The organism is Aurantimonas sp. DM33-3 (assembly GCF_014334315.1).
GTDB classification, from domain to species: Bacteria; Pseudomonadota; Alphaproteobacteria; order Rhizobiales; family Rhizobiaceae; genus Aurantimonas; species Aurantimonas coralicida.
The window spans coordinates 81,306-106,596 of sequence record NZ_JACSGS010000008.1 but is presented as its reverse complement, the minus strand read 5'-3'; the positions used below and the strand labels follow the sequence as shown (position 1 = coordinate 106,596).

Annotated in this window: 27 protein-coding genes; 19 read left to right on the top strand and 8 right to left on the bottom strand. The window is 68.4% G+C overall.

The window, feature by feature from the left end:
- Nucleotides 1-15: 15 nt before the first annotated feature.
- Entirely contained in the window at nt 16-1,026 is a 1,011-nt protein-coding gene (locus H9Q09_RS12735) for an aldo/keto reductase (RefSeq protein ID WP_187391352.1), read from the top strand.
- Nucleotides 1,027-1,177: 151 nt separating this feature from the next.
- Here the strand turns inward: H9Q09_RS12735 and H9Q09_RS12730 are convergent, their stop codons facing one another.
- Nucleotides 1,178-1,393 carry a hypothetical protein gene (locus H9Q09_RS12730; protein ID WP_187391351.1) on the bottom strand — a complete coding sequence of 72 codons (216 nt, stop codon included), beginning with the start codon at nt 1,391-1,393 and terminating at the stop codon, nt 1,178-1,180.
- A 301-nt stretch (nt 1,394-1,694) separates the two neighbouring features.
- On the opposite strand from H9Q09_RS12730, the gene H9Q09_RS12725 reads away from it, so the two are divergent.
- From H9Q09_RS12725 to mmsB, 3 genes are read left to right on the top strand one after another with little or no spacing between them, the layout of a single operon-like run.
- Entirely contained in the window at nt 1,695-2,837 is a 1,143-nt protein-coding gene (locus tag H9Q09_RS12725; protein WP_187391350.1) for an acyl-CoA dehydrogenase family protein, read from the top strand.
- Nucleotides 2,834-3,916 carry an enoyl-CoA hydratase/isomerase family protein gene (locus H9Q09_RS12720; protein WP_187391349.1) on the top strand — a complete coding sequence of 361 codons (1,083 nt, stop codon included), beginning with the start codon at nt 2,834-2,836 and terminating at the stop codon, nt 3,914-3,916. The genes H9Q09_RS12725 and H9Q09_RS12720 overlap by 4 nt, the downstream gene beginning before the upstream one ends.
- On the top strand, nt 3,913-4,776 hold the full coding sequence (gene mmsB / locus H9Q09_RS12715) for a 3-hydroxyisobutyrate dehydrogenase (protein WP_187391348.1): 864 nt from the start codon (nt 3,913-3,915) through the stop codon (nt 4,774-4,776). The genes H9Q09_RS12720 and mmsB overlap by 4 nt, the downstream gene beginning before the upstream one ends.
- Before the next feature lie 61 nt (nt 4,777-4,837).
- Here mmsB and H9Q09_RS12710 read toward each other — a convergent pair whose 3' ends face one another.
- Complete coding sequence (locus H9Q09_RS12710; RefSeq protein ID WP_187391347.1) at nt 4,838-7,333, bottom strand: heavy metal translocating P-type ATPase; 2,496 nt, start codon at nt 7,331-7,333, stop codon at nt 4,838-4,840.
- A 367-nt stretch (nt 7,334-7,700) separates the two neighbouring features.
- Here H9Q09_RS12710 and H9Q09_RS12705 point away from each other — a divergent pair, with 367 nt between their 5' ends.
- The 6 genes from H9Q09_RS12705 to H9Q09_RS12680 all read left to right on the top strand — a co-directional run bounded on the left by H9Q09_RS12705 (nt 7,701) and on the right by H9Q09_RS12680 (nt 11,559).
- Nucleotides 7,701-8,750, top strand: coding sequence for a TerC/Alx family metal homeostasis membrane protein (locus tag H9Q09_RS12705; protein ID WP_348646303.1), 1,050 nt, complete (start codon nt 7,701-7,703; stop codon nt 8,748-8,750).
- Between the two features lie 42 nt (nt 8,751-8,792).
- Nucleotides 8,793-9,185: an AtpZ/AtpI family protein gene (locus H9Q09_RS12700; protein ID WP_187391346.1), complete on the top strand. Its 393-nt coding sequence runs from the start codon at nt 8,793-8,795 to the stop codon at nt 9,183-9,185.
- 139 nt (nt 9,186-9,324) lie between these two features.
- Nucleotides 9,325-10,083 (top strand): F0F1 ATP synthase subunit A, encoded by a 759-nt coding sequence (locus H9Q09_RS12695; RefSeq protein ID WP_024349940.1) that lies wholly within the window; start codon nt 9,325-9,327, stop codon nt 10,081-10,083.
- Nucleotides 10,084-10,164: 81 nt separating this feature from the next.
- Complete coding sequence (locus H9Q09_RS12690) at nt 10,165-10,392, top strand: F0F1 ATP synthase subunit C (RefSeq protein WP_024349941.1); 228 nt, start codon at nt 10,165-10,167, stop codon at nt 10,390-10,392.
- Between the two features lie 74 nt (nt 10,393-10,466).
- On the top strand, nt 10,467-11,069 hold the full coding sequence (locus tag H9Q09_RS12685; RefSeq protein WP_024349942.1) for a F0F1 ATP synthase subunit B: 603 nt from the start codon (nt 10,467-10,469) through the stop codon (nt 11,067-11,069).
- Nucleotides 11,070-11,079: 10 nt separating this feature from the next.
- Nucleotides 11,080-11,559: a F0F1 ATP synthase subunit B gene (locus H9Q09_RS12680; RefSeq protein ID WP_187391345.1), complete on the top strand. Its 480-nt coding sequence runs from the start codon at nt 11,080-11,082 to the stop codon at nt 11,557-11,559.
- Nucleotides 11,560-11,678: 119 nt separating this feature from the next.
- Here the strand turns inward: H9Q09_RS12680 and H9Q09_RS12675 are convergent, their stop codons facing one another.
- Nucleotides 11,679-12,386: a ribonuclease HII gene (locus H9Q09_RS12675; RefSeq protein ID WP_246716127.1), complete on the bottom strand. Its 708-nt coding sequence runs from the start codon at nt 12,384-12,386 to the stop codon at nt 11,679-11,681.
- 95 nt (nt 12,387-12,481) lie between these two features.
- Complete coding sequence (locus H9Q09_RS12670) at nt 12,482-13,639, bottom strand: PA0069 family radical SAM protein (RefSeq protein ID WP_024349944.1); 1,158 nt, start codon at nt 13,637-13,639, stop codon at nt 12,482-12,484.
- A gap of 125 nt (nt 13,640-13,764) precedes the next feature.
- Here H9Q09_RS12670 and H9Q09_RS12665 point away from each other — a divergent pair, with 125 nt between their 5' ends.
- On the top strand, nt 13,765-14,301 hold the full coding sequence (locus tag H9Q09_RS12665) for a hypothetical protein (protein WP_024349945.1): 537 nt from the start codon (nt 13,765-13,767) through the stop codon (nt 14,299-14,301).
- A gap of 9 nt (nt 14,302-14,310) precedes the next feature.
- Here the strand turns inward: H9Q09_RS12665 and moaB are convergent, their stop codons facing one another.
- The 4 genes from moaB to H9Q09_RS12645 form a co-directional block, all read right to left on the bottom strand.
- Nucleotides 14,311-14,856, bottom strand: a complete 546-nt coding sequence (moaB, locus tag H9Q09_RS12660) for a molybdenum cofactor biosynthesis protein B (protein ID WP_187391344.1) — start codon at nt 14,854-14,856, stop codon at nt 14,311-14,313.
- On the bottom strand, nt 14,853-15,776 hold the full coding sequence (locus H9Q09_RS12655; protein ID WP_187391343.1) for a 4-(cytidine 5'-diphospho)-2-C-methyl-D-erythritol kinase: 924 nt from the start codon (nt 15,774-15,776) through the stop codon (nt 14,853-14,855). Before H9Q09_RS12655 ends, moaB begins: the two co-directional genes overlap by 4 nt.
- A 17-nt stretch (nt 15,777-15,793) precedes the next feature.
- Nucleotides 15,794-17,611, bottom strand: a complete 1,818-nt coding sequence (locus tag H9Q09_RS12650; RefSeq protein ID WP_246716136.1) for a tetratricopeptide repeat protein — start codon at nt 17,609-17,611, stop codon at nt 15,794-15,796.
- Between the two features lie 206 nt (nt 17,612-17,817).
- On the bottom strand, nt 17,818-18,777 hold the full coding sequence (locus tag H9Q09_RS12645) for a polyprenyl synthetase family protein (protein WP_246716135.1): 960 nt from the start codon (nt 18,775-18,777) through the stop codon (nt 17,818-17,820).
- A gap of 294 nt (nt 18,778-19,071) precedes the next feature.
- Between H9Q09_RS12645 and H9Q09_RS12640 the strand changes: the two genes are divergently transcribed.
- The 8 genes from H9Q09_RS12640 (at nt 19,072) to H9Q09_RS12605 (ending at nt 25,263) form a co-directional block, all read left to right on the top strand.
- On the top strand, nt 19,072-19,290 hold the full coding sequence (locus tag H9Q09_RS12640) for a DUF2007 domain-containing protein (RefSeq protein WP_024349950.1): 219 nt from the start codon (nt 19,072-19,074) through the stop codon (nt 19,288-19,290).
- Complete coding sequence (locus H9Q09_RS12635) at nt 19,277-20,083, top strand: methyltransferase (RefSeq protein ID WP_187391340.1); 807 nt, start codon at nt 19,277-19,279, stop codon at nt 20,081-20,083. The genes H9Q09_RS12640 and H9Q09_RS12635 overlap by 14 nt, the downstream gene beginning before the upstream one ends.
- A gap of 88 nt (nt 20,084-20,171) precedes the next feature.
- On the top strand, nt 20,172-21,047 hold the full coding sequence (locus tag H9Q09_RS12630; RefSeq protein WP_187391339.1) for a S49 family peptidase: 876 nt from the start codon (nt 20,172-20,174) through the stop codon (nt 21,045-21,047).
- Nucleotides 21,048-21,179: 132 nt separating this feature from the next.
- Nucleotides 21,180-21,374, top strand: a complete 195-nt coding sequence (locus tag H9Q09_RS12625) for a hypothetical protein (protein WP_228240113.1) — start codon at nt 21,180-21,182, stop codon at nt 21,372-21,374.
- Between the two features lie 222 nt (nt 21,375-21,596).
- Entirely contained in the window at nt 21,597-22,766 is a 1,170-nt protein-coding gene (locus H9Q09_RS12620; protein ID WP_024349954.1) for a zinc-dependent alcohol dehydrogenase, read from the top strand.
- A 202-nt stretch (nt 22,767-22,968) separates the two neighbouring features.
- Nucleotides 22,969-23,919 (top strand): glycine--tRNA ligase subunit alpha, encoded by a 951-nt coding sequence (locus H9Q09_RS12615; protein ID WP_187391338.1) that lies wholly within the window; start codon nt 22,969-22,971, stop codon nt 23,917-23,919.
- Nucleotides 23,920-24,077: 158 nt separating this feature from the next.
- The gene (locus tag H9Q09_RS12610; protein WP_187391337.1) at nt 24,078-24,260 is read left to right on the top strand and encodes a hypothetical protein; all 183 of its coding nucleotides are present in this window, start codon (nt 24,078-24,080) and stop codon (nt 24,258-24,260) included.
- A 106-nt stretch (nt 24,261-24,366) separates the two neighbouring features.
- Nucleotides 24,367-25,263, top strand: coding sequence for a neutral zinc metallopeptidase (locus tag H9Q09_RS12605; RefSeq protein WP_187391336.1), 897 nt, complete (start codon nt 24,367-24,369; stop codon nt 25,261-25,263).
- Nucleotides 25,264-25,291: the final 28 nt, after the last annotated feature.

The following is a 25,291-nucleotide window of genomic DNA, read 5'->3' as shown; positions in this document are numbered from 1 at the left end:
CTGGAGGACCATGCCATGACGACGATCCCGACGATTCCCCTGTTCAGCGGCGGACCGGAGGTGGCGCGCCTCTGCCTCGGCACGATGATGTTTGCCGACCGGACCGACGAGGCCGAGGCGGCGCGGATGCTGGACCGTTATTTCGAGGCCGGCGGCAATTTCATCGACACCGCCGATTCCTATACCGGCGGCAAGTCCGAGGCGATGCTGGGGCGGCTCCTGAAGGAGCGCCGCGCCGATTGCGTGCTGGCGACCAAGGTCGGCAACCCGGTCACCGATGTCGAGGGATCGGGCGGGCTGTCGCCGGCATGGATCGCCCGGGCCGCAGAGATGTCGCGCGAGCGCCTGCAGACCGAAACGATCGACCTCTACTACCTGCATCTCGACGACGAGGCGACGCCGCTGGACGAGGTGATCGGTGCGCTGGGCGAGCTGATCGCCAAGGGCACCATCCGCCATTGGGGCTTTTCCAATTTCCGCGGCTGGAAGATCGCCGACATGGTCCGCATCGCCGACAATCTGGGGGTGGCGCGGCCGGTCGTTGCGCAGCCCTACTATCACATGCTCAACCGCACGGCCGAGACCGACTATCTGCCGGCCTGCCACCATTTCGGCATCGGGGTCGTGCCCTATTCGCCGCTCGGTCGCGGCATCCTGACCGGCAAGTATCGCGGCGGCGTGCCGGACGATTCCCGCGCCGCGCGCGGCGACAAGCGCATGCTGGAGGCGGAGTTCCTGCCGGGCACGATCGAGGCGGCCAACAAGGCGGCGGACTACGCCGAGCAGTCCGGCCGCGATCCGGGCGCCATGGCGCTGAACTGGCTCCTGGCGAATGCCGCCGTGTCGAGCATCCTGATGGGACCGCGCAGCCTCGCGCAGCTCGACGGCTATCTCGGCGCGGTGGGCGCCCGCTACGACGCGGAGGACGAGGCGTTTCTCAGCGGGCTCTGTGCGTCGGGCCATACGCCCGTCGTCGGCCACAGCGATCCGCGTTATCCGTATCGCGGCCGCGTGCTGCGCTTCTAGCGGCGAGGCTGCCGGCGGCGGGTGCCCTGCCGGGCATCGCCGCTGTCACCCTGCGCCGGGCACGGCAGTCCGGCGGGCCGGCTGATGGCAACGGGAGCGCGGACGGGGCAGGGCGCGGCGAGGCCGCGATCGATGCGGGAAGAGGGAGGGGTCAGGCGGCCTGCTGGCTCTGCCGGCCGCCGCGGCGTGGCGGCTGCCATGCCGCCAGGCCCGTCGCGATCGCCGCACAGGCAAGGCCGACGGTGCCCGGCGCCCCCTCACGTTCGAAAGCGGCGATCTGTTCGGCAGGAAGGCCGAGGCGTGACGCGGCATCGTCGTGGGAGAACCACATATGGTCCAGCCACGCACCAAATTCCTGGGCGGTCATCCGAGTTACCTCCGACTGGGACATTTCTATTTGGCCCACGAAGATCGACCGGAGTCAATTCCATCGCCGCCATTCTTATAGTTCATAAGCGGCGGTTATTTGTTTCAGATGACAGGGTCGTTGCTATACGCAACCATCGAGTGGCCGGTGGGGCCGGATGCGCCAGCCGGCCCGGCGCGCCGCGACGCCAGCCGGGCATTTCGGCGCTTGATGCGCGTCGGGCAGGCTTCTAGACCAGTTGGGGAGGAGTCCGCCGCAAGGCGGCCGACGGCCACGGGCCGGGATTTCGGGAGGAATCGTCTTGGATTTTGCGCTCACCGACGAGCAGAGCCAGATCTTCACCATGGCGCGGGATTTCGCTACCGAGAAGATGGCGCCCCATGCCGCCCGCTGGGAAGACGAGAAGGCGCTGCCGCGCGAGGTGCTGACCGAACTGGCCGGGCTCGGCATGGCGGCGATCTATGTGCGCGACGATTACGGCTCCGGCCTGTCGCGGCTCGACGCGGCGCTGATCTTCGAGGCCCTGTCCTATGGCGACCCATCGGTGTCGGCCTTCCTGTCGATCCACAACATGGTCGCCTGGATGATCGACAGTTTCGGCAGCGAGGAGCAGCGGGCCGAATGGCTGCCGAAGCTCGCATCGATGGAGAAGGTCGCGAGCTACTGCCTGACCGAGCCGGGCTCGGGCTCCGACGCCGCCGCACTGCGCACCAGCGCGAAGCCGGACGGTAACGGTTACGTGCTCAACGGCACCAAGAGCTTCATTTCCGGCGCCGGCTTCTCGGACCTCTATGTCGTGATGGCGCGGACCGGCGATGCGGGCCCGAAGGGCATTTCCGCCATTCTGGTAGAGAACGGCACCGAGGGCCTGTCCTTCGGCGCGCTGGAGAAGAAGATGGGCTGGGTCGCCCAGCCGACCGCCGAGGTCCGCCTCGACGGCTGCAGCGTGCCCGGCGGCAATCTCCTCGGCGAAGAGGGCAAGGGCTTTGCCTATGCCATGATGGGCCTCGATGGCGGCCGGTTGAACATCTCGGCCTGCGCGCTGGGCGCGGCCCAGGCGGCGCTCGACAAGTCGGTCGCCTACATGCAGGACCGCCAGGCCTTCGGGAAAAGCCTCACCGAATTCCAGGCGCTGCAGTTCCGGCTGGCCGACATGGAGACCGAGCTGCAGGCGGCGCGCATCTTCCTGCGCCAGGCGGCGTGGAAGCTGGACACCAAGGCGCCCGACGCGCCCAAGCATTGCGCCATGGCCAAGCGCTTCGTCACCGACACCAGCTTCAACGTCGCCAACATGGCCCTGCAGCTGCATGGCGGCTACGGCTACCTCGCCGATTACGGCATCGAAAAGATCGTGCGCGATCTCCGGGTTCACCAGATCCTGGAAGGCACCAACGAGATCATGCGGATGATTACCGCACGCGCACTCCTGGCGGAGCATTCATGAGCATCGACACCAACGCAGCCAATGACGACGTCCTGATCCGCGCCGAGGGGCGGGCGGGGCGCATCACCCTCAACCGGCCGAAATCCCTGAACGCCCTGTCCCATGCCATGTCGCTGGCGATCGAGGCGGCGATGGACGGCTGGGCCACGGACCCGGCCATCGATCTCGTGATCATGGACGCGGCCGGCGACCGGGCCTTCTGCGCCGGCGGCGACATCCAGAAGATCTATCACGACAGCCGCGCCGGGGACCTGTCGGCCGCGCGCCGCTTCTGGGCCGAGGAATACCGGCTGAACGCCAAGATCGCCCGCTATCCCAAGCCGGTCGTGGCACTGATGGACGGCATCGTCATGGGCGGCGGCGTCGGCCTCGGCGGCCATACCAGCCACCGTGTCGTCACCGAGCGCTCGATGGTCGCCATGCCCGAATGCGCCATCGGCCTCGTACCCGATGTCGGGGCGACGCTGATCCTCGCCAACGCGCCCGGCCGGCTCGGCGAATATCTGGCGCTGACCGGTTTCCGCATGGGGCCGGGCGAGGCGATCGCCGCCGGCTTCGCCGATACCTGCATCCGCTCCGATGATCTCGCCGGACTGACCGCGGCCCTGGTCGAAAGCGGCGATCCGCAGGTGATCGCGCGCTTTGCCGACGCGCCGCCCCCCTCGACGCTGGCCGAGCAGACCGAGGCGATCGACGCGGCGTTCTCGGGCGTCGACGCGGCCGACATCCTGCAGCGGCTCGCCCTCGATGGCGGGGAATGGGCGCAGCGCACGGCCGCGCTGATCCGCAAGGGCTCGCCGATCTCGGTCGGCGCGACGCTGGAGCTGGTGCGGGCGGCGCGCGCCGAGCCGACCATCGAGGCGGCGTTGCGCAACGAATACCGCTTCACCTACCGCTCGATCGACGAGGGCGAATTGCTGGAGGGCATTCGCGCCGCGGTGATCGACAAGGACCGCGCGCCGAAATGGTCGCCGTCGCGGATCGAGGACCTGCCGCGGGAGCGGGTCGCCGCGATGCTGGCGCCGCTGGGCGAACACGAACTGACATTCGACCAACAGGCAGGGGAGGAACGGCCATGAAGATCGGTTTCGTCGGTCTCGGCAACATGGGCGCGCCGATGGCGGCCAATCTGGCGAAGGCCGGCCATGCGGTGAGCGGCTACGACGCGGCCGGCGTGACTGCCGAGGGTGTCGCCCCCGCCGCAACGCTCGCCGAGGCCGTGACGGGCATGGAGGCGGTGATCACCATGCTGCCGAATGGCGACATCGTGCGGGCCGTCCATGCCGACATCGTGCGCCAGGCCGAAGCCGGGGCATTGCTCATCGACTGCTCGACGGTGGACGTGGACAGCGCACGCGCCGCCCACGAGATGGCGCGCGAGGCGGGGCTCCTGTCGCTGGACGCGCCGGTCTCCGGCGGCACCGGCGGCGCGGCGGCCGGCACGCTGACCTTCATGGTCGGCGGCAGCGACGAAGCCTTCGCCAGGGGCAAGCCGCTCTTCGACATCATGGGCCAGAAGGCGGTGCATTGCGGCGAGGCCGGTGCCGGCCAGGCGGCGAAAATCTGCAATAACATGATCCTCGGCATCTCGATGATCGGCGTCTGCGAGGCGTTTCACCTCGCCGACAAGCTCGGCCTCGACCGCCAGGCGATGTTCGACGTGGCCTCGACCTCGTCGGGCTCCTGCTGGTCGATCAACACCTATTGCCCGGCACCGGGCATCGGCCCGAAGAGCCCGGCCGACAACGACTACAAGCCGGGCTTCGCCGCCGATCTGATGCTCAAGGACCTCAACCTGTCGCAGACGGCGGCAGAAACCACCGGCGCGACCACCGAGCTCGGCCGCCACGCCCGCGACATCTACGCGGCCTTCGTGGAGTCCGGCGGCGGCAAGGGCCGCGACTTCTCGGCGATCCTCGACAAGCTGGCGAAGCAGTAGCGCCGTAGCGCGGCAGGTCCCTTGGTCAGGCCTGCCGCTACACCTGTACCTCAGGCCGGCGTCACAGCTTGAGCGTGCGCAGCCGCAGCGCGTTGCCGATCACCGAGACGGAGGAGAGGCTCATCGCCGCCGCCGCCAGCATTGGCGAGAGCAGCACGCCGAAGACAGGGTAGAGGACGCCGGCCGCGACCGGCACGCCGACGGTGTTGTAGACGAAGGCGAAGAACAGGTTCTGCTTGATGTTGCGGATCGTGGCGCGGGCCAAGTGGCGCGCCCGCACGATGCCGTTGAGATCGCCCTTCACCAGCGTCATGCCGGCGCTTTCCACGGCGACGTCCGCGCCGGTGCCCATGGCGATGCCGACATCGGCCGCCGCCAGCGCCGGTGCGTCGTTGACGCCGTCGCCGGCGACCGCGACCTTCGCACCGCCATTGCGCAGCTCCTCCACCAGCGCCTGCTTGTCCTGCGGCGACAGGCCGGCCCGCACCTCGTCGATGCCGAGCGCCGACGCGACGGCCTTGGCCGTGCGCTCATTGTCGCCGGTCGCCATGACGATCCGCATGCCGCTCTCGTGCAGGGCGCGGATGGCAGCCTCCGTCGTCGGCTTGATCGGGTCGGAGACGGCGATGAGCCCCGCCGCCCGGCCGTCGATGGCGACGAACATCACCGTCTTGCCGTCGGTCTCCCGGGTCCGGGCTTCGGCGTCGAGGGCGGCGGCATCGATGCCCTCCGCCGCGAGCATCGCCCGGTTGCCGAGAACGACGGCCGAGCCGCGTACCTCGCCCCGCACGCCCTTGCCGGTGACCGCGTCGAAGCCGGAGGCCTCCGAAAGCTCCGCGCCGCGTTCCTGCGCCCCGGCGACGATCGCCTCGGCCAGCGGATGTTCCGAGCCGCGCTCGAGGCTCGCCGCGGCCGAGAGAAACGCCGTCTCGTCACCCTCGATCACGACCACGTCGGTCAGTTGCGGCCGGCCCTCGGTCAGCGTGCCGGTCTTGTCGACCACCAGCGTATCGACCTTGGCGAAGCGCTCCAGCGCCTCGGCGTCCTTGATCAGGACGCCGGCCGAGGCGCCGCGCCCGGTGGCCGTCATGATCGACATGGGCGTCGCGAGCCCGAGCGCGCAGGGGCAGGCGATGATCAGCACCGAGACGGCGGCGACCAGCCCGTGCACCATGGCCGGCTGCGGCCCGACCAGGGCCCAGACGACGAAGGCGACGATCGCCGACAGCACCACGGCGGGGACGAAGTAGCCCGCGACCCGGTCGGCCAGCCCCTGGATCGGAGCGCGCGAGCGCTGCGCCTTGGCGACCATCTCGACGATCCGCGACAGGGTCGTGTCGGCGCCGACCGCCTCGGCCTCCATGACGAAGCCGCCATTGCGGTTGAGCGTGCCGCCGGTGACCGTGTCGCCGGGGTTCTTCTCGACCGGCACCGGCTCGCCGGTGATCATCGATTCGTCCACCGAGGAGCGGCCCTCGACCAGCGTGCCGTCCACCGGCACGCTCTCGCCGGGGCGCACCCGCAGGCGGTCGCCGGACGCCAGGGCATCGAGCGGCACGTCGTCCTCGGTTCCGTCGGCCGCAATGCGGCGGGCGGTCTTCGGCGCCAGGTCCATCAGCGCGCGGATCGCCGAGCCGGTGCGCTCGCGCGCCTTCAGCTCCAGCACCTGGCCGACGAAGATCAGCGCGACGATCACCGCCGAGGCCTCGAAATAGACCGGCACGACGCCGTGCTGGCGGAAGGATGCGGGGAACAGGCCGGGCAGGAGGGTGGCCACCACGCTGTAGCCATAGGCTGCGCCGACGCCGATGGCGATCAGCGTCCACATGTTGGGCGAGCGATTGACGATCGACGCCCAGCCCCGCTTGAAGAAGGGCAGGGCCGCCCACAGCACCACCGGCGTCGCCAGCGCGAATTCCAGCCAGACCGCCAGCTCCTCGCCGATCCAGTCGCGGATCGGCAGCCCGACCATCGGGCCCATCGAGATGATGAACAGCGGGATGGTGCAGAGCGCGCTGACCCAGAGCCGGCGGGTGAAGTCGATCAGTTCGGGATTGGGGCCTTCCTCGCCGGTCGGCACGCCCATCGGCTCCAGCGCCATGCCGCATTTCGGGCAGTCGCCGGGATGGTCCTGGACGATCTCCGGATGCATGGGGCAGGTGTACTGCGTGCCTTCCGGCATCGGTTCGGGGGCCGGGCGGTCGCCGAGAAAGGCGTCGGGATCGGCCTCGAACCGCGTCTTGCAGCCGGCCGAGCAGAAATAGAACCGCTCGCCGCCATGCTTGGCCATGTGGCGGGCATCGATGCGTTCGACGCTCATGCCGCAGACCGGGTCCTTCGCCGTCAGATAATCCTGCGGCGCGGCGACGAATCGGTCGTGGCACCCCTGCGAGCAGAAATGCACCGTGCGGCCGTCATGCTCCGCCTTCGGCTTGCCCGCCTCGGGATCGACCAGCATGCCGCAGACCGGATCGCGGGGGACAGCCCCGCTGTCGTCGTCATGGCTGTGACCGTGATCGTGATGCGGGTGATGACAGGCGGTGCTGGTCTCGGACATGGGAGGGCTCGCTGCGAAAGGATGGCCGCCCGCAGGCGGATTGCCCGCAAGATGGAGATTCCAGCCACTGGAAGGTCAAGGGCAGCGGGCGACCGATCGAAGCCGCGTCCCGCCGCCGGCGTCGGCGCCTCCCGATCCCCATAGGATCGGGGCCGCCTGTTCCTGCACGCGATATTTCTGCGCGACGGTCTTTGAACGGCGCGGCGGCTTACCCACCTAGCGGCGACGCACGGTGCTCGCTGCGCGAGCGGTGACGCATGTCTGCCGCCCGCCGCAACGCCACCGGCAGCTTGCCCACGCCGGCGGACGACGTTGGCGAAAGACAATTCGAGACCGGGACATCCGACGCCCGGATAGGAACATTCTGGTGGATTCGACTGCGATTGGCGGCATGGTGGCCGAGGAAATACCGTTCTGGATCTGGGCGGCGACGATCGGCGGCATTGCCGGCCTGTTCATCTTCGATTTCCTCTCCCACGTCCGCAAGGCGCATGAGCCGAGCTTCAAGGAAGCGGCGGCCTGGTCGATCTTCTACATCGCGTTGGCGATCCTCTTCGGATTCGGCGTCTGGTATTTCTGGGACAAGACCCACGGGGTCGAGTTCTTCGCCGGCTTCATCACCGAGAAGAGCCTGTCGGTCGACAATCTCTTCGTCTTCGTCATCATCATGAAGAGTTTCGCGGTGCCGCGGGTGCACCAGCAGAAGGCACTGCTGATCGGCATCGTGCTGGCGCTGATCATGCGCGGCATCTTCATCGCCGTGGGCGCGGCGGCGATCGAGCGCTTCTCCTGGGTGTTCTACCTGTTCGGCGCCTTCCTCCTGTGGACGGCGTACAAGCTGGCGGTGGAGAGCTTCTCCCACAGCCACAGCACCGACGAGGAATACGAGCCCAACGCGGTGGTGAAGTGGTTCCAGCGCAATGTGCGCACGACCACGGAGTTCGCCGGCGGTGCGCTGACGATTCGCCGCGACGGCCTGCGCTATTTCACCCCGATGTTCGTCGTCATCGTTGCCCTCGGCATGACCGACCTGCTCTTCGCCCTCGATTCGATCCCGGCGATCTACGGCCTGACCGACGCGCCCTACATCGTCTTCACGGCCAACGCCTTCGCGCTTCTGGGGCTGTTGCAGCTCTACTTCCTGCTGGGCGGACTGCTCGACCGGCTGGTCTATCTGGGCTTCGGCTTGGCGCTCGTCCTCGGCTTCATCGGCGCCAAGCTGATCGTCCATGCGATGGAGGCCAATACGCTGGGCTTCATCAATGACGGCCAGCCCATCGAGGGCCTGCCGCATATCTCGACCAGCTTCTCGCTGGCGGTCATCGTCGGGATTCTCGTGGTCACGACCGTGGCCAGCCTGATACGCTCGGGCATGGTCGCCAACCGGGCGGCCGACCGGCCGGGCGAGGAGCATTGAGCTTGGCCGTCCGCCGCGGCTCCAAGAAGGGAACGGCGTCCGATGGATGATCCGAAACACGGCCAGGCCGCCGAGCCGGCCGACGCGGCGCGGCCTGCGGTCGCAGCCGGTCCCGGCGCGGCCGATCTCGACGCCCGCAGCGCGGCGCTGGCCCGGCGCCTGGCCGAGCAGCGCCAGCGCATGCCGCAGCTGCGCGACGAGCCCGCCGACCGCACCAGCGGTATGCAGGGCGTCGCCCAGGGCCTCAAGATCGCCAGCGAGTTCGTCGCCGGCATCCTCGTGGGCGTCGGCATCGGCTATCTGATCGACCAGCTGGCCGGCACGACGCCCTTCGGCCTGATCGTCTTCCTGATGATCGGATTCGCCGCCGGCGTGCTCAATGTGATCCGTGGCGTTTCGGGCACAACGCCGCCCCATGGCCGCGGCCCGGCCTGAACCGGCCCCTTCGCGCTCGTTCCGCGTGCGTTTGCAGTGGTCAATCTGACAACGGGGTGTTGCGAAGCGCAGTCCGGGACGCTATGGGCAGGACGGCCCGCGCCAGGGCCTGCCACGAGATGACGAAGGACCAGTGAGTTTGGCGACGAACCCGACAGATCCAATCCACCAGTTCCAGATTTCCAACATCGTTCCGATCGAGATCGGCGGGTTGGACTTCTCGTTCACGAACTCCGCCCTGTTCATGGTGGTGACGGTCGCTGTGGCGACCGCATTCCTGTACTATTCGACCCGCGGGCGCGGCCTCGTGCCGAGCCGCATGCAGTCGGTGAGCGAGCTCTCCTACGAGTTCGTTGCCAACATGCTGCGCGACGCGGCGGGCTCCGGCGGCATGCGGTTCTTCCCGTTCGTCTTCTCGCTGTTCATGTTCATCCTGGTCGCCAACCTTCTCGGCATGGTCCCGTATTTCTTCACGGTGACCAGCCATCTGATCGTGACCTTCGCGCTGGCCCTCCTGGTGATGGGCGTCGTGGTGGTCTACGGCCTGATGAAGCACGGCCTGCACTTCTTCAAACTCTTCGTGCCCGAGGGCGTGCCGGCCGCCGTGCTGCCGCTCGTCGTGGTGATCGAGGTGGTTTCGTTCCTGTCGCGGCCGGTGTCGCTCTCGGTTCGTCTCTTCGCCAACATGCTGGCGGGCCACATCACGCTGAAGGTCTTCGCCGGCTTCGTGGTGTCGCTGAGCGCCTTCGGTGCGCTCGGGATTGCCGGTGCGATCCTTCCGCTGCTCATGACCGTCGCTTTGACGGCACTCGAATTCCTGGTCGCCGCACTGCAGGCCTACGTCTTTGCGGTTCTGACCTGCATGTATCTCAACGACGCGATCCATCCAGGCCACTAAGACAAGTTCCAGGATACAACGGGGCGGCGTGGAAGCCGCCGCAACCACCCGCAATCGAACAGTTTCAAAAGGAGTTTCGACATGGAAGCGGAAGCAGCAAAGTTCATCGGTGCCGGCCTCGCCTGTTTCGGTATGGGCATGACCGCCCTCGGTCTGGGCAACATGTTCGCGAACTACCTCGCCGGCGCGCTGCGCAACCCGTCGGCTGCCGACGGCCAGTTCGGCCGCCTGATCTTCGGCTTCGCCGTCACGGAAGCCCTGGGCATCTTCTCGCTGCTCATCGCCCTGCTGCTGCTCTTCGCCGTCTAATCGGCGTCCAGCGCAGGTAAGAAGACCGGCCGGCGGCAGCTTCTGTCGCCGGTCCCCTATGCCGGGAGCCCTCGATGTTCGTCACCCAAGCCTTCGCACAGGCCGATTCGCTCGATGCCGTGGAACTGCCGCCTGCGAGCGACACCGCCGAGATGCATGGCGAAACGATCCATGTAGAAGGCGAGCATGGCGGCTTCCCGCCTTTCAATGCCGAATATTTCCCGTCGCAGATCCTCTGGCTCGCGATCACCTTCGGAATCTTCTACCTGGTTCTGAAGAAGGTGATCCTGCCGCGGATCGCCGGAACGCTCGAGAACCGCCGCGACCGGATCGCCCTCGATCTGGAAGCCGCCGAGCGGATGAAGTCCGATTCGGACGAGGCCAAGGCAGCCTACGAGCAGGAGCTCGCCGAGGCCCGCGACCGCGCCCACAAGATCGGCCACGATGCTCGTGAAGCAGCGCGCAGCGACGCCGAGGCCGAGCGCCAGCGTCTCGACGCAGAGCTCGACGAGAAGCTGGAAGCCGCGCAGTTGCGCATCGCCGCCGTCCGCGACGAGGCGATGAAGGATGTCGGCCAGATCGCCGAGACCACCGCCGACGCCATTCTGCGCGACGTCATTCGCCTGGAGGTCTCCCGCGAGGAGGTCGCCAGCGCCGTGACCGCCGTTCGCAGCTGAGGAGCCGACCATGGACAACTCATTCTGGGCCTTTGCCGCCCTCATCATCTTCCTGGCCATCGTCTGGTATCTGAAGGCGCCGGCCAAGGTCGGTGCCACGCTCGACCAGCGGGCCGACCGGATCCGCAACGAGATCGAGGAAGCGCGCGAACTGAAGGAAGAGGCCAAGCAGCAGCTGGCCGAGTATCAGCGCCGCCGCCAGGAGGCCGAGGAGGAGGCGAAGGAGATCGTCGCCGCCGCCAAACGCGAGGCCGAGCTGATGCTCGCCGACACGCGCCGCAAGAACGAGGAATATGTCGAGCGTCGCACGGCCATGGCCGAGACGAAGATCTCGCAGGCCGAGACCGACGCCATCGCCGAAGTCCGCGCGACGGCGATCAACGTGGCGGTGGCCGCCGCGGCCAAGATCATCTCCGACCGCAATTCGGGCGGCAATGCCGGCCAGTCCACCGAATCCTCCATCGCCGAGGTTCGCAGCCGGCTCAACTGAGCCTGGCGGCGGTCCCGATCCGGGACCAGCATCGCGACGTGACGTTCAAAGGGCTGCCATTGGCGGCCCTTTTTCGTTGTTCGGGCATGGAAGGCTGAGCGGAGCGGGCGGCGTCCGGCCTATTCGGCGGCGTCGAGGAGGTCGCGGCGCAGCGGACTGAAGCTCATCCGGTGGATCGGCGTCGGGCCGAGCCTTGCGATGGCGCCGAGATGCTCGGGTGTGCCGTAGCCCATATGGCGGGAAAAGCCGTAACCCTCATAGGCCCGGCAGGCCCGCGCCATGATCCGGTCCCGCGTCACCTTGGCGACGATCGAGGCGGCCGCGATGCTGAGGCTGAGGGCGTCGCCTGAGATGACCGCCGTGCCGGCGCAGCGCAGCGCCGGCGGCACGTCGCGCCCATCGACGAGCACATGGCAGGGCGCTTCGGGCAGGGCATGCAGCGCCCGCCGCATGGCGAGGAGGGTGGCGCCGCGGATGTTGAAGCGGTCGATCTCGTCGGCGCTGGCCGAGGCGATCCCCACCCAGCCCTTGGCGACGATCTCGGCGAACAGCCGCTCGCGGTCCTCGGCGGTCAGCTTCTTGGAATCGTTCAGTCCGTCGGGAAAGTCGCGGGTGGGAAAGATCACCGCGGCGGTGACCACCGGTCCGGCCAAGGGCCCGCGTCCGGCCTCGTCGATGCCGGCGATGAAGCGCTTGCCGTCGGCCAGAAGCCCGGCCTCGCGCGAGAAGTCGGGCCCGGCCGCGATGGCGGGGCGGCGCGCGGGTTTCTTTGCGCGAACGGGAGAATCGGAGGAACGGCGAGCCATGTTGCGGCGAGACTCGCGCATTCTCCGATTCTCCACAAGCCTCGCCGTGTTCGGGGTGGCAAACCGGCGAGACCATCCGGCCGAGGGGGAGGCCGGACGATGGGGTATCCCTGGCGTCAGAGCAGAGCGAGCTGGACGCCTGCGCCGCGCGGCGGGGTGAACAGGTCGCAGCGCAACTGCGTGCGGCTCTCGTTCAGGCCGAGCCGGCGCGCCGCCATTTCGAAACGCCGGCGGATCTGGAAGGCATAGGGCCCGGTGCCGCGCATCCGCTTGCCCCATTCTGCGTCGTAATCCTTGCCGTCGCGCATCGAGCGCAGCAGCGACAGGACATGCCGGTAGCGGTTCGGGTAGTGGCGCAGCAGCCAGTCCTTGAACAGCGGCGAGACTTCCAGCGGCATGCGCAGGAGGACGTAGCCGACCTCCCTTGCGCCGGCGGTCTGCGCCGCTTCCAGGAGCCGCTCGATCTCCGAATCGGTGAGGCCGGGAATGATCGGCGCGGTCATCACCATGGTCGGCACGCCGGCCTCGCTGAGCGCCTTGACCGCCTCCAGCCGCTTGGTCGGGGTCGCCGCCCGCGGCTCCATCGCCCGCGCCAGCGTCCGGTCGAGGGTGGTCACCGACAGCGCCACCTTGGCCAGTCCCTTGGCCGCCATGCGCGACAGGATGTCGATGTCGCGCAGGACCAGCGCCGACTTGGTGACGATGCCGACCGGATGGTTGGCCGCCTCCAGCACCTCGAGGATCTCGCGCATCACCCGCCAGCTTTTCTCGATCGGCTGGTAGGGATCGGTGTTGGTGCCGATCGCGATCGACTTCACCTGGTAGCCGGGCTTGGACAATTCGCGTTCCAGGAGCTCGGCGGCATTCGGCTTGGCGAAGAGCTTGGATTCGAAATCGAGGCCGGCCGACAGGCCCATATAGGCGTGCGACGGCCGGGCGAAGCAGTAGACGCAGCCATGCTCGCAGCCCCGATACGGATTGATCGAGCGATCGAAGGAGATGTCCGGCGAGGTGTTGCGGCTGATGATGGTCTTGGGCTTTTCGACCTGCACGTCGGTCTTGAAGGCCGGCAGCTCGTCCAGCGTGTTCCAGCCATCGTCGACGGCCTGCCGCTTGAACGGCTCGAAGCGTCCGCTGGGGTTGAGCCCGGCGCCGCGACCGCGCCGCCGCTCGAAGCCGATGCGCAGCCCGGCCTCGCCGATGATGTGGTTGGCGATGTCGACGCCGTCCGGCGCGGAGAAGGCGGCCTGATCGGCCTTGGCGATGTCCTGCATGACGTTGCTCTCCCCGTGTTCCGGCTGCGTTCTGTGACTGATGTCCTAAACCTGTTATGAGAACAAGACAAGAACAAAAACGTTCCGATCTGGTCAGGGTCGTTGGGCTCGGCTAGACGAAAGGGATGCTGAGCGTTTTCATCGACTGTGGACCCGAGGATCACTGGCTGGCGGCGACCCTCGCGCCGTTGATACCCGGCGCCGTCGAGGGGCTGGTGCGCGAGGTCGTGCTGGTCGATCGCGGCATGGGGGACAATGCCCGCAAGGTCTCCGACCATGCCGGATGCCGGATCGTCGCGGCGGAGGATTTCCGCGACGCCATCGAGACGGCGCGGGGCGACTGGCTGCTGCTGCTGGAACCGGGCGCGCGGCTTCTGCCCGGCTGGATGGAGGCCGTGGTCGAGCATGCCGACATGGTGGGCGCGGGACGGGCGAAGACGCAGGCGGCGCGCTTCCGCCGGGCGCCGAACGACCAGCCCGGCTTCTTTGCGAGGCTGCGCCAGATCCGCACGGCGATGGCAGAAGGGTTCCTCGTCCAGAAGCGCCAGGCAATCGGCCTGTCGAAGCTCGCCTTCAGCCTCGAGGAGGTCGCCAAGGGCGTCGCGGTGACCCGGATGCGGGCCTTCATCCGCCCGGCGGTCCGGGGCCGGCCCGCGAGCTGACCGTGCGGTTCAGGCGGTCCGGCCGCCGCGGCGCAGATGCTCGTCCAGACGCGGCATGATCTCGACGAAATTGCAGGGCTTGTGGCGATAGTCGAGCTGCGCCTTGAGAATATGATCCCAGGCATCGCGGCAGGCGCCGGGCGAGCCGGGCAGGGCGAAGACGAAGGTGGCATCGATGACGCCGCCCGTCGCCCGCGACTGGATCGTCGAGACGCCGATCTTGTCGTAGGAGATGCGGTGGAAGACCGCCGAGAAGCCGTCCATGCGCTTCTCGAACAGCGGCTCCAGCGCCTCGGGGGTCACGTCGCGGCCGGTGAAGCCGGTGCCGCCTGTGGTGATCACCACATCCACGTCGTCGCGCTTGCACCAGCCCTGGACGACCGCCTGTATCGCCGGCACGTCGTCGGTGACGATCTGCCGGTCCGCGACCCGGTGGCCGGCCTCGGTCAGCCGTTCCACCAGCAGCGAGCCGGAGCGGTCCTCGTCGAGGCTGCGGGTGTCGGAGACGGTGAGGATCGCGATGGACAGCGCGATGAAGGAGCGTTCGTCGCTCATGGGGCCTCCCTTGGCGTGTCTGTGGACTCGTCGCGGTGCTCGGCACCGGAGAGCCACCATTCGGGATGGGACGCGGCGATCCGGCCGCGGGCGCGGGCAAGTTCGGCGGCGTCCTCGAACAATCCGTAGACGGTCGCGCCGGAGCCCGACATGCGGGCGATCAGCGCGCCTTCGCCAGACAGCGCGTCGCGCACGGAGACGATCTGCGGTGCGAGCCCTTCCGCCGGTGCGGCGAGATCGTTGCGGGTGCCATCGAGCCAGGCGACCAGTTCGGCGGCGGTGGCAAAACCCTCGGCCGGGACCGGCGGCAATGGCGCGTTGTCACGCTGTTCGAGCGCGGCGAAGACCGCGGGTGTCGAGACCGGCATGCCTGGATTGACCAGCAGCATGTGCAAGGCCGGCAGGTTCGCGAGGGGCTGGATCTCCTCGCCGATGCCGGAGACGCGCGCGGCACGGCCCGCAACGCACATGGGAACGTCCGCCCCGAGCGTGGTGGCCTTGGCGACGAGGGCGTCGCGAACGGTCGGCACCGCGTCGCCGATCATCCGCAAAAGCGCCGCCGCATCGGCCGAGCCACCGCCGATCCCGGCCGCGACGGGCAGGCGCTTGTCCAGCGTGACGGACAGGGGCGGGAGCCGCAGGCCGGCATCGGCCAGCACCTGCCGGGCGACGGCGATGGCGCGGTGAAGGATGTTGTCCGCGTCGGCCGGCAGGCCCGAACCGAACGGCCCGGTCATGACGAGGCGGTCGGCACCCTCGGGTGCTGCGGCGACCGTCAGGACGTCGCCGGCATCGCCGGCAAAGGCGATCAGGCTTTCCAGGCGATGATAGCCGTCAGGGCGCCGTCCGACGACATGCAGGGCAAGATTGACCTTGGCCGGCGCCGTCAGGCGCAGCGGCTCTGTCAGAGCGAACGTCATGTCCGCCGGGCTGTCGCTCACTCGACCTTGGTGGCGGGCGCGTCGCCCGTCGGTGCCGGGGCCTCGGCGGACGCGGCCTTGCGGGTATCGTCGCCATCCTCGGCCTCGGCCCGCTCGTTGGCCGCGGTCAGGCCGTCCTCGATCTTGGCGCGGATCGTCGCCTTGACGTCCTCTTCCAGCTCGGGCTGGCCGATCAGGGCGCGCTCCCACTGGAAGCGGGCCTCGCGGTTGCGGCCGACATGCCAGTAGGCGTCGCCGAGATGGTCGTTGATGGTCGGGTCCATCGGCGTGATCAGGACGGCGCGCTCGAGCTGCTCGACGGCCTCGTCGTAACGGCCGAGACGGTAATAGGCCCAGCCGAGGGAATCGATGATGTAGCCGTCATTCGGCCGCAGCTCGACCGCCTTGCGGATCATGTCGAGACCTTCCTGGAGGTTCTCGTTCTTGTCGACCCAGGAATAGCCGAGATAGTTCAACACCTGCGGCTGGTCGGGCGACAGTTCCAGCGCCTTGCGGAAATCCTTCTCCGCCTTGTCCCACTGGTCGGTCCGCTCGAAGGCGATGCCGCGCTGGTAATAGAGGTTCCAGCTGGCTTCGCCGGTCGCCTCGGTCAGCTCGATCGCCGTGTCCAGCGCCTTGGCGGCCGGAGCGTAGTCCTTGTCGGCGGCGAGCACGTCGGCCAGCGCGGTGTGGGCCTTCGGGTCCTCCGGATAGCTGCGCACGGCGCGCTCCAGATGCGCCTTGGCCTCCTCCTTCTGGTCCGAATACCAGAGGTCGAGGCCGATCTGCAGCTCGGCGGTGCGGCGATAGGCGGAGTTTTCCGGGATCTCGCGGTAGAAGGCGATCGCCTGTTCCAGCCGCTCCGAGCGTTCGGCAATGCCGCCGAGCGCGGTGAGCAGCGACGGGTTCCGCGGCGCCAGCGCCCGCGCCATCTGGAAATACAGGAGTGCGACCTGCTGGCCGTCGCCGCGATTGATCGCCTGGCCGAGAATGTACAGCGTTTCGGCCGCGCCCTCCTGCACGCTGGCCACGGCGGGCTCGATGGTCTCGCCCTTCTCGATGCGGCCCTTCAGATGCAGCAGCGGGTCGTAGGTCGGCACGAGGTCGAGGCCGGTCTGGAGCGCCGCCAGCGCGGCGTCCGTCTTGCCGTCGCGCACTTCCAGGCGCGCCAGCGCCTCGGCGGCGCCGAGATAGGCGTCGGGCGAGGTGCGGGCGTTGTTCTGGTCGTCGACGACGAGATGCAGCGCGCGGCGGGCGACGTCGTCGCGCCCGGCGACGACCGCGATCAGGCCCTTCTGATAGGCGTTGAAGACCGCGAACCAGGGCGCGCCCTGCAGATTGTCGATGCGCAGCAGAGCCTCGTCGACGCGGCCCGCGCCGACATCGGCCCAGGCCATCAGCTCGCCGAGCAGCAGCGCGTCGAGGTCGCTGGGGTCGACCACATCGAATTCGGCGATCGCGGCGTCGAAGGCGCCCTTCGACAGAGCATCGACGCCGAGCGCGATCCGCGCGACCTTGCCGGCCTCGGGCACGTCGCGCAGCTTCGATGCGATGTCGACGGCGTCCTTGAAGCGGCCATCGGCGAGGAAGGCGAACATCGCGTCCTGCTGGAGCAGCTGCGAGGTCGGGTCCATCGACAGGGCCTGGACGAAGAGATCGCTGGCCGTCGCCATGTCGCCGCCGATCTGGGCGGATTTGGCGGCCAGATAGGCGCCGGACAGGGACTGGGCGGTGATCGGGGCCGGTTCGCTCGCTGCCGTATCCGCCGCGGCCAGGGCAGGCGCCGCGGTGGCGCCGGCCAGAAGCGTGACGGTGAGAAGTCTCAGAAGCCGCATTCTGTGCACGTGAAATCCTCTTCCCGGGGCACGCCCGCAGACGATCGAACGCCGCGTTTCGTGGTCGAATGTGATGCCGGTCACCTGTCTGGCCGATTCGCCGAGGTGAAGCCAAGCCACACGGCAATGCAAGTCCCGCCCGTTCTGGACGCAGAGATTGTCGGGAATGCGACCCGCGGCAGGAGTCTCGCCCCTGCGCCGATGGGTCAGCTCACCCGGTCGATGCAGAATTCCACGACGCCCAGCATCGCGTCGCGGCTGGGGCTCTGCGGCAGGCCGCTGGCGGCGGCGTAGGCGGCCTCGCCATACTGGCGCGCGCGCTGGACGGTCTCCTCGAGCGCCCCGTGCTGATGGATCAGCGCGGTGGCGCGGGCCAGCGCCTCGTCGTCGTTGCGGCCGCCCTCCATCGCGTCGCGCCAGAACGCCTTCTCGGTGTCGTCGCCGGCCTGATAGGCGAGGATGACGGGCAGGGTGATCTTGCCTTCGCGGAAATCGTCGCCGGTGTTCTTGCCGAGCGCGGCGGCGGTGCCGCCATAGTCGAGGACGTCGTCGACGAGCTGGAAGGCAAGGCCGAGGCTGCGGCCATAATCGCGCATGGCGGTGCGTTCGGCCTCGCCGGCGCCGGCGATGACCGGGCCGACTTCGGCGGCCGCCGCGAACAGCGCCGCCGTCTTGGCGTCGATCACGGCAAGGTAATCGGCCTCGCTGGTGGTCATGTGCTTGGCGGCCGACAACTGCCAGACCTCGCCCTCGGCGATCACCGAGGAGGCCGTGGACAGGATGTCGAGGGCGGTCAGCGAGCCGACCTCCACCATGGTCTTGAAGGCCTGGCCGAGCAGGAAGTCGCCGACCAGCACGCTGGCCTGGTTGCCCCAGATGGTGCGCGCCGTCTTCTTGCCGCGCCGCAGGTCGCTCTCGTCGACCACGTCGTCGTGCAGCAGCGTCGCCGTGTGCATGAACTCGACGCTGGCCGCGAGCTTCACATGGGCGTCGCCGCGATAATCATGGGCCAGGGCGGACGCGATGGTCAGCATCGGCCGCAGCCGCTTGCCGCCCGACGAGATCAGATGCTCGGCGATTTCCGGGATCAGCTCGACGTTGGATCCGGCCATGGCGAGGATCAGGTCATTGACGCGAGCCATGTCCGGCGCCGTGACCGCGATCATCGGCTCGATCGAGGCGCGGCTGTCGGTCCGCTCGACGGGGCTGGCCAGGCTCACAATGCTACTCCGTGGGTTTGCGTCGCTGCGCTCGCACGGGCGAGGCGGCTTGTCGAGGGCACAGATGGCGTCCCGATCGCGGTTATAAAGGCCGCGCGACGGTGCGTCGCCTGCGGCGCGGCGGCTTCGCGGTTCGAGCGCTTGCTATGGCCGGCGCTCTTCAGGCACTTAAGGGGCGTTGCGGTCGTCATCGGCCGTCCCGTTCGTCGGCTTCGGTCGTCAAGATTCGCGGAGCCATTCATGCAGGAACTCATGCGGTCCAACGATGCGGTGCTGCTGTCCTTCGTCGATGCACTGCTGAAGGATGCGGACATTCCGCATTTCCTCGCAGATGTCCATATGAGTATCCTCGATGGATCGATCGGCGTCCTGCCGCGGCGCGTGCTGGTGGACACCGATCGCATGGATCAGGCCCGCCGCATCCTCAAGGATGCCGACCTCGGTCATGAACTCTCCTGAGCCGGAAGCACCCGCGTCCTGCGGGGCCGACATGGCGACCCGCTGCGACCGCTTCTATGGCGGCCGGTTCGCGCTGCTGCAGCCGCAGGGCCGCGGCTATCGCTCCGGCCTCGACGCGCTGCTGCTGGCTGCGACGCTGCCGGCGACGGCGACGGGGCGCTTGGCCGACATCGGCGCGGGGGCCGGCGCCGTCGGGCTGGCGGCGGCCTGCCGCAACGCCTCCATCGACGTCACGCTGGTGGAAAACAGCCCCGTCATGGCCGATCTCGCCCGCCGCGGACTGGAGCTGCCGGCCAATCGCGACCTGACCGGGCGCCTGCGGCTCGTCGAGGCCGACATCCTGGCCGGCGGCGCGGCGCGCGCGGCGGCGGGGCTCGGCGACGGCACCTTCGGCCATGTCCTGACCAATCCGCCCTACCATCCGCACGACCACCGGATCTCGCCCGATCCGCTGCGCGCCGCGGCGATGAGCGCGGCGGACGGCGATTTCCTCGCCCGCTGGGTGCGCGCCTGTGCCGCGCTGCTCTCCCATGGCGGCCGCTTCGCCACCATCGTGCGCACCGACGCGCTGCCGACGCTGCTGGCGGCCTGCGACGGGCGGATCGGGGCGCTGCGGCTGCTGGCGATCCATGCGCGCGCCGACGCGCCGGCGCCGCGGCTGCTGGTGCTCGGCCGCAAGGGATCGCGGGCGCCGCTGAGCCTCCTGCCGGCGCGCATCCTGCACCGGCAGGACGGCGCGCTGACCGAGTTCGCGACGGCGGTGGCGGAGGGGACCGCCGATCTCGGCTGCTAGTCGCGACCGGCGCTGCACGCCCGCGTTGCGAAGCGGTGCGGGACGCTTACATGAAGGGCATCCTGTTCTGCGACAAAGGCCCATCCTCTTGGCGAACCGTCTGACCAAACTCGTTCCCGCCCGCCTTCGCCCGGATCACACGGTCATTCCCGTGGTGCGGCTCAGCGGCATGATCTCCTCGGGCGGCACGGCGCTGCGGCCGTCCCTGTCCCTGGCCTCGGCCGCGCCGCTGCTGGCCAAGGCCTTCGCCCACAAGAAGGCGCCGGCGGTGGCGATCGTCATCAATTCGCCCGGCGGATCGCCCGTCCAGTCGCGGCTGATCTACCAGCGCATCCGCGATCTGGCCGAGGAGAAGGACAAGCAGGTGCTGGTCTTCGTCGAGGACGTGGCGGCCTCCGGCGGCTACATGATCGCCTGCGCCGGCGACGAGATCATCGCCGATCCGTCCTCCATCGTCGGCTCGATCGGCGTCGTCTCCGGCTCGTTCGGCTTCGTCGAGGCGATAGCCAAGCTGGGCATCGAGCGCCGCGTCCACACCGCAGGCAGCAACAAGGCGACCCTCGACCCGTTCCAGCCCGAGCGGCCGGAGGATGTCGAGCATCTGAAGACGCTGCAGCTGGAGGTGCACAAGACCTTCATCGATCTGGTCAAGGAGAGCCGCGGGACGAAGCTCGCCGACCACGACGACCTCTTCACAGGCCTGTTCTGGTCCGGCCTGCGCGGCCTCGAACTCGGCCTCGTCGACCGGCTGGGCGATCTGCGCGGCACGCTGCGGGCCCGCTTCGGCAATAAGGTGAAGCTGGAACTGGTGCAGGCCAAGCGCACCCTGTTCGGGCGTCCGCAGCCTGGCGTGCACGCCGGCATGGCGGCGGGCGAGGGGATGGCCGGGATCGGCGCCGGCTTTGCCCGCGAGGTGATGGGCGTCGCCGAGGAGCGGGCGCTCTGGGCCCGTTTCGGCCTGTGAACAGGCATCGGGCGGCGCGACCCAGCGATCACGGCCGCCTCGCCGCGAATGTGAAGGGCCGGCCGCTGTGATCCTGCCGCTTTTGGTTGCCAAGGTCGTGGCCACGGCGCATAATTGTCGGGGAACGGAGCGATGATCGCCTACATGCCGCAGTTACTACTTCTGGGTCTCGTGGGGGCCGCCGCGCTGTTTGGCTACAAGCAGATGAAGCGCGATGCCGAACGGGTGTCGGAGAACAATCGCCGCTCGGAGGCCGAGAGCCGCACGGGCGCGCAGGGCACGCTGGTGCGTGGCCCCGACGGCGTCTATCGCATCAAGAAGGACTGAGATCCGCGCCAGCGCGGGTCCTGGCATCGCGTGGCGCCCTCCGGCGCCGCGACCCGCGATGACGCGTCCCTGCCTTTCAGGTCCGACCCGGTCCGCTGATCCCTTATGAACCGCCGGTTGCGTAGGCGGCTGCCTATTCGCAGGACGCAGGTGTCGGAACTTGGCGCGCTTTGCGGGGATTACCCGGTCATCCCACGAACGCGATGATCCCGGAGTTCCGCCATGAAAGCCATTACCTGGCACGGCAAGCACGACATGCGCTGCGAGACGGTGCCCGATCCCGAAATCGAGCATGGCCGCGACGCCATCATCAAGATGTCGGCCTGCGCCATCTGCGGCTCCGACCTGCATTTCTACGACGGCTTCATGCCCGGCATGGAATCCGGCGACATTGTCGGCCATGAATTCATGGGCGAGGTGGTCGAGGTCGGCAAGGACAACAAGAAGCTAGCGGTCGGCGACCGGGTCGTCGTGCCCTTCACCATCGTCTGCGGCGAATGCGACCAGTGCCGGCGCGGTAATTTCTCCGTCTGCGAGCGCTCCAACCGCAATGCCGAGACGGCGGCCAAGATGTTCGGCCACACCACCGCCGGCCTGTTCGGCTACTCGCATCTGACCGGCGGCTATTCCGGCGGCCAGGCGGAATATGTCCGCGTGCCCTTCGCCGACTTCGGCCCCGTGAAGGTGCCGGAAGGCCTCAGCGACGAGGAGGTCCTGTTCCTCGGCGACATCCTGCCGACCGGCTGGCAGGGCGCCAAGAACTGCGACATCCAGCCCACCGACACGGTGGCCATCTGGGGTGCCGGCCCGGTCGGCCTCTTCGCCCTGCAGAGCGCCATCATCCAGGGCGCCAAGCAGGTGGTGGTGATCGACGAGGTGCCCGAGCGCCTGGCGATCGCCGCGCGGATGGGCGCCATCACCATCAACTTCCAGGAAGAAAGCACCGTCGAGCGGCTGAACGACCTGACTGAGGGCAAGGGCCCGGAATGCTGCATCGACTGCGTCGGCATGGAGGCCCATTCGGGCTACGAGGCCGAGCATCTGTTCGACCGCGCCAAGCAGGCGATCATGGCCGAGACCGATCGCCCGCATGTCCTGCGCGAGATGATCTATGTCTGCCGTCCGGGCGGCACGATCTCGGTGCCGGGCGTCTATGGCGGCCTCGTCGACAAGATCCCCTTCGGCGCGGCGATGAACAAGTCGCTGAGCTTCAAGATGGGCCAGACCCACGTCAACAAATGGGCCGACGACCTGCTCGGGCGCATCCAGCAGGGGCAGTTCGACACCACCTCCTTCATCTCCCATCGCGGGACGCTGGAGGATGGTCCGGAGCTCTACAAGACCTTCCGCGACAAGACCGACAATTGCACCAAGGTGGTGCTGACGCCGTAAGGCGCGGGCGCGGAACCGACCGATCGCAGACGGGGCGGATCTCGATGATCCGCCCCGTTGTCATTCAGGCCGCTGGCGACGCCTCGCCACGGCCCCGTCCGGCCCGGCGAAACGCGCCGTGCCTTGACCGCTTCGCGGCGCTCGTGGCAACTCGCGGCCAATTCCCGCCTCCTTCGAGGGGCCGCAAGCCGGATTCCGCGAAATGTCTGACCTTCCCCCGCACATGGACCCGCGCCGTTCCTTCCAGGCGCTGATCCTGACGCTGCACCGCTACTGGGCCGATTACGGCTGCGTGGTGCTGCAGCCCTACGACATGGAAGTCGGGGCCGGCACCTTCCATCCGGCGACGACCCTGCGCGCGCTCGGCCCCAAGCCCTGGAACGCCGCCTATGTGCAGCCCTCGCGTCGGCCCAAGGACGGCCGCTATGGCGAGAACCCCAACCGGCTGCAGCATTATTACCAGTATCAGGTGATCCTGAAGCCGAACCCGTCGAACCTGCAGGAGCTCTATCTCGGCTCGCTGCAGGCCATCGGCATCGATACCGACCTGCACGACATCCGCTTCGTCGAGGACGACTGGGAAAGCCCGACGCTGGGCGCGTGGGGTCTTGGCTGGGAGTGCTGGTGCGACGGCATGGAAGTGTCGCAGTTCACCTATTTCCAGCAGGTCTGCGGCATCGAATGCGCCCCGGTGGCTGGCGAGCTGACCTACGGCCTCGAGCGGCTGGCCATGTATGTGCAGAATGTCGACAACGTCTACGACCTGAACTTCAACGGCCGCGAGGGCGACGAGAAGGTCACCTATGGCGACGTCTTCCTGCAGGCCGAGCAGGAATATTCCCGCTACAATTTCGAGATCGCCAACACGGCGGTGCTGTTGAAGCATTTCGAGGACGCCGAGGCCGAATGCCTCGCGGTGCTCGCCGCCGGCGCGCCGGAGGGCGCGAGCCCGCTGCATCGCTGCGTGCTGCCGGCCTACGACCAGTGCATCAAGGCCTCCCACGTCTTCAACCTGCTCGACGCGCGCGGCGTGATCTCGGTCACCGAGCGCCAGAGCTACATTTTGCGGGTGCGCACCCTCGCCAAGGCCTGCGGCGAGGCGTTTCTGCTGACCGAAGCGGGCGGAGCGTCTGCGGCGATCGCCGCCGCCTGATCCTCTTTTCCGAGGTCACGCGTGTTTGGGCCCTATATTATGCGGGAAACCGACGCCGAGGTGCTGAGGAACTGCCTGCGGCTTGCCGCCGGCTCCAGCGTGATCGAGTTGGTCGAATGGCGCCTCGCCATGGTGTCCCCGGATGAAGGCAGCTCCTGATGAGTGATCTTCTCTACGTCTTTTCCGCTCTGCTCGTGGGCGCCGGTCTGCTGGCCGTCGCCGCAATGTTCGTCGCCGGAACATGGGGCATCTGGCACCAGATGGCGGCCGACCGCCGGGCGCGTCGGCAGGGCGACGCGGAGATCCGGCGCATGGGCCGCGAGCTTCGCCTCGGCCATTGAGGCTCGGCGCGATCCGGGCCGCGAGCCATCATTCTTCCGCCTGACGCTGTAACATCGCGCGCCGCGCCTTAAGTGCTCGCCTTCCATCGGACGAGAGGTCGATCGCATGCAGTGGCGCGGACGCAGGCAATCCAGCAATATTGAGGACAGGCGCGGCTCGGGCGGCGGCTTCGGCGGACGTGGCGGCGGCATGCGCCTGCCGGTGCGGGCCGGCGGTGGCGGCACCATCGGCATCATCATCGTCGCGCTGGTCCTGTGGCTGGGCTTCGGCATCAACCCGATGCAGCTGCTCGGCATGGCCGGCGGCGGCGGGGGTGGCGGCAGCGTCCAGACCACCCGGTCCGGCCCCGGCGTCGCCGGCACGGCGGACGAGACCGACGATTTCGTCGCCACGGTTCTGGCCGACACCGAGGATGTGTGGAGCCAGCGCTTCCAGGCGGTCGGCGAGACCTATCCGGCGCCTACACTTGTCTTGTTCGAGAACCGGGTCCAATCGGCCTGCGGCATCGCCGGCTCGGCCAGCGGCCCGTTCTACTGCCCGTCGGACCGCAAGCTCTATATCGACCTCAGCTTCTTCGACCAGCTGCGCAACCAGCTGAACGCGCCGGGCGACTTCGCCCAGGCCTATGTGATCGCCCACGAGGTCGGCCACCACATCCAGAACATCACCGGCGTGCTGCCACGCTTCAACCAGGCCCGCCAGAATATGAGCGAGGCCGAGGCCAACGCCATGTCGGTGCGGGTCGAGCTGCAGGCCGACTGCTATGCCGGCGTCTGGGGCCACGACACGCGCCAGGCCGGCTATATCGAGGATGGCGATATCGACGAGGCGCTGAACGCCGCCCGGCAGATCGGCGACGACACGTTGCAGAAGCGCGGGCAGGGCACGGTGGTGCCGGACAGCTTCACCCACGGCACCTCCGAGCAGCGCCAGACCTGGTTCCGCCGCGGCTTCGAGACCGGCGATTTCGGCGCCTGCGACACGCTGGACGGCGCGATCTGAGGACGGCTGCGTTCGCAACTGACGGCTC

What these genes read in the sequence shown, in the direction of transcription:
- H9Q09_RS12665 (WP_024349945.1), top strand. Translation starts at nt 13,765, where the DNA reads ATGCTGAGCGTTTTCATCGACTGTGGACCCGAGGATCACTGGCTGGCG.
- H9Q09_RS12700 (WP_187391346.1), top strand. Translation starts at nt 8,793, where the DNA reads ATGGATGATCCGAAACACGGCCAGGCCGCCGAGCCGGCCGACGCGGCG.
- H9Q09_RS12645 (WP_246716135.1), bottom strand. Translation starts at nt 18,777, where the DNA reads ATGATCGCGGTCACGGCGCCGGACATGGCTCGCGTCAATGACCTGATC.
- H9Q09_RS12670 (WP_024349944.1), bottom strand. Translation starts at nt 13,639, where the DNA reads ATGCAGGACATCGCCAAGGCCGATCAGGCCGCCTTCTCCGCGCCGGAC.
- H9Q09_RS12720 (WP_187391349.1), top strand. Translation starts at nt 2,834, where the DNA reads ATGAGCATCGACACCAACGCAGCCAATGACGACGTCCTGATCCGCGCC.
- H9Q09_RS12625 (WP_228240113.1), top strand. Translation starts at nt 21,180, where the DNA reads ATGATCGCCTACATGCCGCAGTTACTACTTCTGGGTCTCGTGGGGGCC.
- H9Q09_RS12680 (WP_187391345.1), top strand. Translation starts at nt 11,080, where the DNA reads ATGGACAACTCATTCTGGGCCTTTGCCGCCCTCATCATCTTCCTGGCC.
- H9Q09_RS12640 (WP_024349950.1), top strand. Translation starts at nt 19,072, where the DNA reads ATGCAGGAACTCATGCGGTCCAACGATGCGGTGCTGCTGTCCTTCGTC.
- H9Q09_RS12655 (WP_187391343.1), bottom strand. Translation starts at nt 15,776, where the DNA reads ATGACGTTCGCTCTGACAGAGCCGCTGCGCCTGACGGCGCCGGCCAAG.
- H9Q09_RS12690 (WP_024349941.1), top strand. Translation starts at nt 10,165, where the DNA reads ATGGAAGCGGAAGCAGCAAAGTTCATCGGTGCCGGCCTCGCCTGTTTC.
- H9Q09_RS12605 (WP_187391336.1), top strand. Translation starts at nt 24,367, where the DNA reads ATGCAGTGGCGCGGACGCAGGCAATCCAGCAATATTGAGGACAGGCGC.
- H9Q09_RS12650 (WP_246716136.1), bottom strand. Translation starts at nt 17,611, where the DNA reads ATGCGGCTTCTGAGACTTCTCACCGTCACGCTTCTGGCCGGCGCCACC.
- mmsB (WP_187391348.1), top strand. Translation starts at nt 3,913, where the DNA reads ATGAAGATCGGTTTCGTCGGTCTCGGCAACATGGGCGCGCCGATGGCG.
- H9Q09_RS12730 (WP_187391351.1), bottom strand. Translation starts at nt 1,393, where the DNA reads ATGACCGCCCAGGAATTTGGTGCGTGGCTGGACCATATGTGGTTCTCC.
- H9Q09_RS12685 (WP_024349942.1), top strand. Translation starts at nt 10,467, where the DNA reads ATGTTCGTCACCCAAGCCTTCGCACAGGCCGATTCGCTCGATGCCGTG.
- H9Q09_RS12620 (WP_024349954.1), top strand. Translation starts at nt 21,597, where the DNA reads ATGAAAGCCATTACCTGGCACGGCAAGCACGACATGCGCTGCGAGACG.
- H9Q09_RS12675 (WP_246716127.1), bottom strand. Translation starts at nt 12,386, where the DNA reads ATGCGCGAGTCTCGCCGCAACATGGCTCGCCGTTCCTCCGATTCTCCC.
- H9Q09_RS12735 (WP_187391352.1), top strand. Translation starts at nt 16, where the DNA reads ATGACGACGATCCCGACGATTCCCCTGTTCAGCGGCGGACCGGAGGTG.
- H9Q09_RS12710 (WP_187391347.1), bottom strand. Translation starts at nt 7,333, where the DNA reads ATGTCCGAGACCAGCACCGCCTGTCATCACCCGCATCACGATCACGGT.
- moaB (WP_187391344.1), bottom strand. Translation starts at nt 14,856, where the DNA reads ATGAGCGACGAACGCTCCTTCATCGCGCTGTCCATCGCGATCCTCACC.
- H9Q09_RS12635 (WP_187391340.1), top strand. Translation starts at nt 19,277, where the DNA reads ATGAACTCTCCTGAGCCGGAAGCACCCGCGTCCTGCGGGGCCGACATG.
- H9Q09_RS12610 (WP_187391337.1), top strand. Translation starts at nt 24,078, where the DNA reads ATGAGTGATCTTCTCTACGTCTTTTCCGCTCTGCTCGTGGGCGCCGGT.
- H9Q09_RS12615 (WP_187391338.1), top strand. Translation starts at nt 22,969, where the DNA reads ATGTCTGACCTTCCCCCGCACATGGACCCGCGCCGTTCCTTCCAGGCG.